This is a genomic window from Psychrobacter sp. AOP7-C1-14 (assembly GCF_052376135.1).
In the GTDB taxonomy this organism is placed as follows: Bacteria; Pseudomonadota; Gammaproteobacteria; order Pseudomonadales; family Moraxellaceae; genus Psychrobacter.
In genome coordinates, this window is sequence record NZ_JBQSVH010000037.1 from 1 (window position 1) to 4,716 (window position 4,716).

The window sequence follows — 4,716 nt, forward strand, 5'->3', positions numbered from 1 at the left end:
TTTATACTAGAGATTTATTTTTGCCCAGTGTTAGGGTGTCATAGTCTCTCATTAAGAATAGAGCGATGCAGGCGGCTAGCATTGGCCATGCGGCAAAAAATAACAGGTTGTCAAAAGGCGTTAGGTAAAGACCAAAAGATGCAAAAGTAGAGCCAGCGTGTAGCAATAAGATAATGCCATATGTCCATTTTTTGAATAGACCCATTACAAATGAGAATATAAGAATGATTTGTAAGCTACCAATCAGGTAAACAATAGTGATACCCAAGTTCTCTAGTGCATAGAATTTAGCAAACACATTGGCAGCATGTTCAGGATTTACGAATTTATCGATTGTCCAGAAAAAGAATACAATGAAAACACCAAGGCGAAGAAGTAATAATGAAAGTGGTAAATTTTTTGGCATAAGTTATCTCTTTTTGAGAAAAAGTAAAAGTGAATTGGAACAAATTAAGCAAATAAAACGGGCATGATGGCACCGGACTATCAGCTAATAAACACAGGTAAAATATGAACAATATTGAGTGGTTACTCAAAAATAAACAAAGGCTTACCACCAAATGTGCTAAAAACGCATTGTAGTATTTATTGAATAACTGTTCAAGTTGATTATATCCATATTCTGGCAATTATAGAGCTGGGTTACTTTCTCTAACTAAACCAGCAATGTTAGGTTAAAGAATCTTGATTTGCGTACGTTTGTTTAAGTCTGTCGACATATTTAACCTTTGTTTCCCGATATACAGATTTGTCTAACTTGCTCAAATACAAAAAGCCCTTTATAGAACGTAAATTCTATAAAGGGCTTTTGACTGGATGCTTATAACACTATAGTAAAGCTGACGGCAGTAAAATAAGTCTCTACCACATCAAATCATCTGGAATTACATAAGCGGCATACGGATCGTCTTCTGCCAATGCTTCCTCAGCAGTGTCATTGGATACAACCATAAAGCCTTCCATTTTTGAATCAATACGATCAGCTAATGGACGAGGCAATAGTGCATAGCTTTCTTCTAAACGTGCGATGACCACGTGACCTGCCACGATTTGATCATACAGTTTCTGAGTGATAGCAATTTTCTTTACTTTTGAATCATCAACAAACTGATAGCTAACTTCACCTTCTGTCTCAGTAATTTGATGCTGTTTAATCATTTGGATGATATTGGCCTTTAATGCCTTTTCTTCCAACACTCGCTGTTTTTCTTGATTAAGCTTCTGATCCTTTTCTAGCTTTTGTGCTTGCGCCTCTGCTAGTGCTTTCTTGACTTCGGCGCTTTCTGAATCACCAGTACGCTTGGCATGTTGCGTTTGCTTACTGATCTTCTTAGCCTTTTTACTATCAACCAAGCCAGCCTTTAATAATTGAGCCTGTAGGGCGTTTTTTGCCATAATCCAATCACCTAAATAATGATACCGAAATCATAAATACTAAAAATACATTGTATCAAACTTTGCTAACGCATGTGGTTAGACGATGATAAGACTTCAATACGCAGTTGGTTGTTAGTTTGCGATGAGCTATAAATCATACGGAGAGTAACAAATTGCAATTATTGCAAAGGCGGCTTACACATTGCTGGATGAAGCCATTTAAATTGGTTATTATCAAATGAAAGGATAAACTTATCATTACCTTATAAATAAGTTCTTATAAGGTAATGATAATAAAATGAATGAAAGCTATTCTAGCCAGAAATATAGCTTAGTCAGAACTAGCAAGCTGTATAGGATTAAATAATTAAATTTAAGGATAGATTATGACAACATCACAGCACATTTTAGCCTGTATTGACGGCTCGGCAGTGACTGAATCGGTTTGTGACTATGCAGCATGGTATGCCAGCAAGTTAAACGTACCGGTTGGATTGTTGCATGTCAGTGACATACCTGCATCGACCAGACGAGATTTGTCAGGTGCCATAGGCATAAATAGCCGTCAGTTTTTATTAGAAGAGTTATCTCAGTTGGATGAACAACGAGCAAAAGTCGTCAACAGTTATAGTAATGCGTTGGTACAAGATGCAAAAAGCCATATTCAAAGCAGTTTCGCTGACGTGAATGTTCGTGTTTATCAACGCCATGGCAAGCTGCTTCCTAGTATTGAGCACTTCAAAGAAGAAAATCGTGCGATTGTAATGGGCCGCCGCGGAGAGGATCATAAGAACAGTCGGATCAATATTGGTAGCCAGATCGAGACGGTCGCTCGTGGATCAGATATTCCCATATTGATTTGCTCAGAGAAATTTGAAGAGCCAAGCTCTTATATGATTGCCTTTGATGGTAGCAAAACCTCTATTAAAGCAGCACGAATGGCGTCAAAAAGCCCGTTATTAAAAGGTCTAAAAGGTCATATCGTGATGGTAGGCAATCATAATGACGCCGCCAAGCAAAGTATGAGCGCCGCCGCTGCACAGTTAGAAGATGCTGGGTTTATCGTTGAAGCACATCATCTATCTGCTTCTGATGCGGTAGATGGATTATTAAAGTTCCAAGTAGAAAACAATATTGACATTATGGTCGTGGGTGCATACGGACATTCAAAATGGCAACAACTGTTTCTCGGTAGTACCACGACAGAAATTATCGCTAGCACGTTATCTCCCGTTATTCTGGTACGTTAGTACATTAATACGTCAAGACTATTTATAGATTTAGATCTCATGAATTTAAAGATTACTACCTTCAAAATCACTACCTTAATCACAAACGTCAATGTCGTAACCGGTAAACGGTGATAATAGTACGAACTATAATAATGGCAATACCATTTAACCGCTTTGGAATATTTTATGCTCATTAATGCAGATTTTTCACAACGTGCTTCATTAACTCCTGAAGCACATCAATGGATTAAGTCACCACAAAACGGCGTGGAGCGTGTCATGCTTGACCGTATAGGGGCGGAGAAGGCTCGCGCTACCAGTCTGGTATGTTATGCGCCAAACTCTTACTTTCCGCATCATCTACATCCAGACGGTGAAGAGATTTTAGTATTGTCAGGCACTTTTTCTGCAGATGATACTCATTATCCGGCAGGTTGGTATTTACGTAATCCACCGTCTTCTGGTCATAGACCTTATAGTGACGAAGGGGCTGTCATTTTTGTCAAGTTGCGGCAAATGTCATCTGATGAAACGCAGCACGTGGCTATTAACACTAATGATAATGCTAATTGGCAGCAACAAGATAACCGTACTATTTGTCCACTTTTCTATGATGAGGTAGAGCACGTTAGTCTACAGCGTATCGACGCAGGCGAGTTACTGTTTACTGAAACAGTCCATGGTGGTGCAGAAATACTAGTCATAGCAGGCGAGCTAATAGAAGGTGAGCAAGTATGTCGACAGGATAGTTGGATACGCCTACCGATAGATGCAAACGTATCAATCAAAGCAGGTGAGAAAGGCGCAACGATATACCTAAAAACTGGTCACCTTAACAATATCATTGGTTTGGATGTTGAAGCTGATTGAATATCATCTATTAAGTGTGCAGACTAACTATACAAAAATTTTTGATAAGTACAACTTTGTAAATAGAATAATGAATCATCTTTTTATAAAATTAAGACTTCATTAAGAACGATCGTTCTTAATGAAGTCTATAATAGAAAAGATACCGAGTATCTTCTTTTCTACCTACCTTCGAAAAACACAAATCTTTCAAAAAACTTCTTCTAAGAAATTAGTCTAAGTAATAAGAGTGCTCTAAAGTGGCACTCTTGGCTAGTCTTTTCTTTGTATTACAAAAGCCTAATATGCTTTTATGAAATAAATGAGGATACATATCATTTTTTATTACCTATTGTTAAGAAAATCTTAACTTATAAAAGGTGATTATTACAGATCTATACCTTCGTAGTGCCTACGTATGTCCTTGATTATAGATTGCTTCTATGGTCTAAATTGAGAATATTCGACCCTTGGATATGCACAGTATATTTGCGAGATAGGATGTATTTTACAATTAAATAAAGAAACTATGTTGACCTATAAACTTAGCGTATTATTATAAAAGTAATCATACAAAACATATTCAAGGCTAGACGCTCGATATTTAGAGGTTCCCTAGCAAGATACATGTATTTGCATATTCATAAATAAGTAACAAAAGTTATATAAATAGTTTATAAATTGAATTTTTGTTGATAGTATGTATCTTGAGGTGAAGGTAACACCCATATTGCACTACTACTGTAATTTGATCTTTATATTCTTACAGTTGAATGTTTTTAGACTATTAAGTTGTATTTCATTGGAAAAACCTATAATAATTTTCTTAAAAAAGGGTTTGTAAGTCATCACGAGAAAATGGATTTTCTTTATGTAGATCAACTGATAATTAAGGATGAGATTTTATGATTTTCGAAACCATGCTGTTAACTATTAGAAAAAATAGTTCAGTGGGTGTGGAGTGTTCTGTAAGTGTAGGTCAGGTATTTTATGACCATGCTATAAATATGTTATGTATGTCTACCAACGATAATAAATATAGTTGTTGTAATAAAAACTATATATTTCCCCTTCGTGCCAATAGTTGTTCGCAACTAAAACCTCCCAAGAAAAAAACTATCTCATCTAAAATTAATGACCGATCAATTGCTAAGAATCATCGGTATCGAAGACTATTGCCATTTTTAATATTATTTTCATAAATTTCACTTATTTTGGGTTATTGAACCCGCTTTTTTGGAGTAAATATTATGCGTAT

At 36.2% G+C, this 4,716-nt stretch carries 4 protein-coding genes; 2 read left to right on the plus strand and 2 right to left on the minus strand.

Annotation, left to right across the window (positions count from 1 at the left end):
• Window position 1: 1 nt before the first annotated feature.
• Complete coding sequence (locus ACT3QN_RS13570; RefSeq protein WP_444523801.1) at window positions 2-406, minus strand: hypothetical protein; 405 nt, start codon at window positions 404-406, stop codon at window positions 2-4.
• Between the two features lie 455 nt (window positions 407-861).
• On the minus strand, window positions 862-1,395 hold the full coding sequence (locus tag ACT3QN_RS13575) for a DUF2058 domain-containing protein (RefSeq protein ID WP_444523802.1): 534 nt from the start codon (window positions 1,393-1,395) through the stop codon (window positions 862-864).
• 368 nt (window positions 1,396-1,763) lie between these two features.
• Between ACT3QN_RS13575 and ACT3QN_RS13580 the strand changes: the two genes are divergently transcribed.
• Both ACT3QN_RS13580 and ACT3QN_RS13585 read left to right on the plus strand, forming a co-directional pair.
• Entirely contained in the window at window positions 1,764-2,627 is an 864-nt protein-coding gene (locus tag ACT3QN_RS13580; RefSeq protein ID WP_444523803.1) for a universal stress protein, read from the plus strand.
• A gap of 168 nt (window positions 2,628-2,795) precedes the next feature.
• Entirely contained in the window at window positions 2,796-3,479 is a 684-nt protein-coding gene (locus ACT3QN_RS13585) for a cupin domain-containing protein (protein ID WP_444523804.1), read from the plus strand.
• Window positions 3,480-4,716: the final 1,237 nt, after the last annotated feature.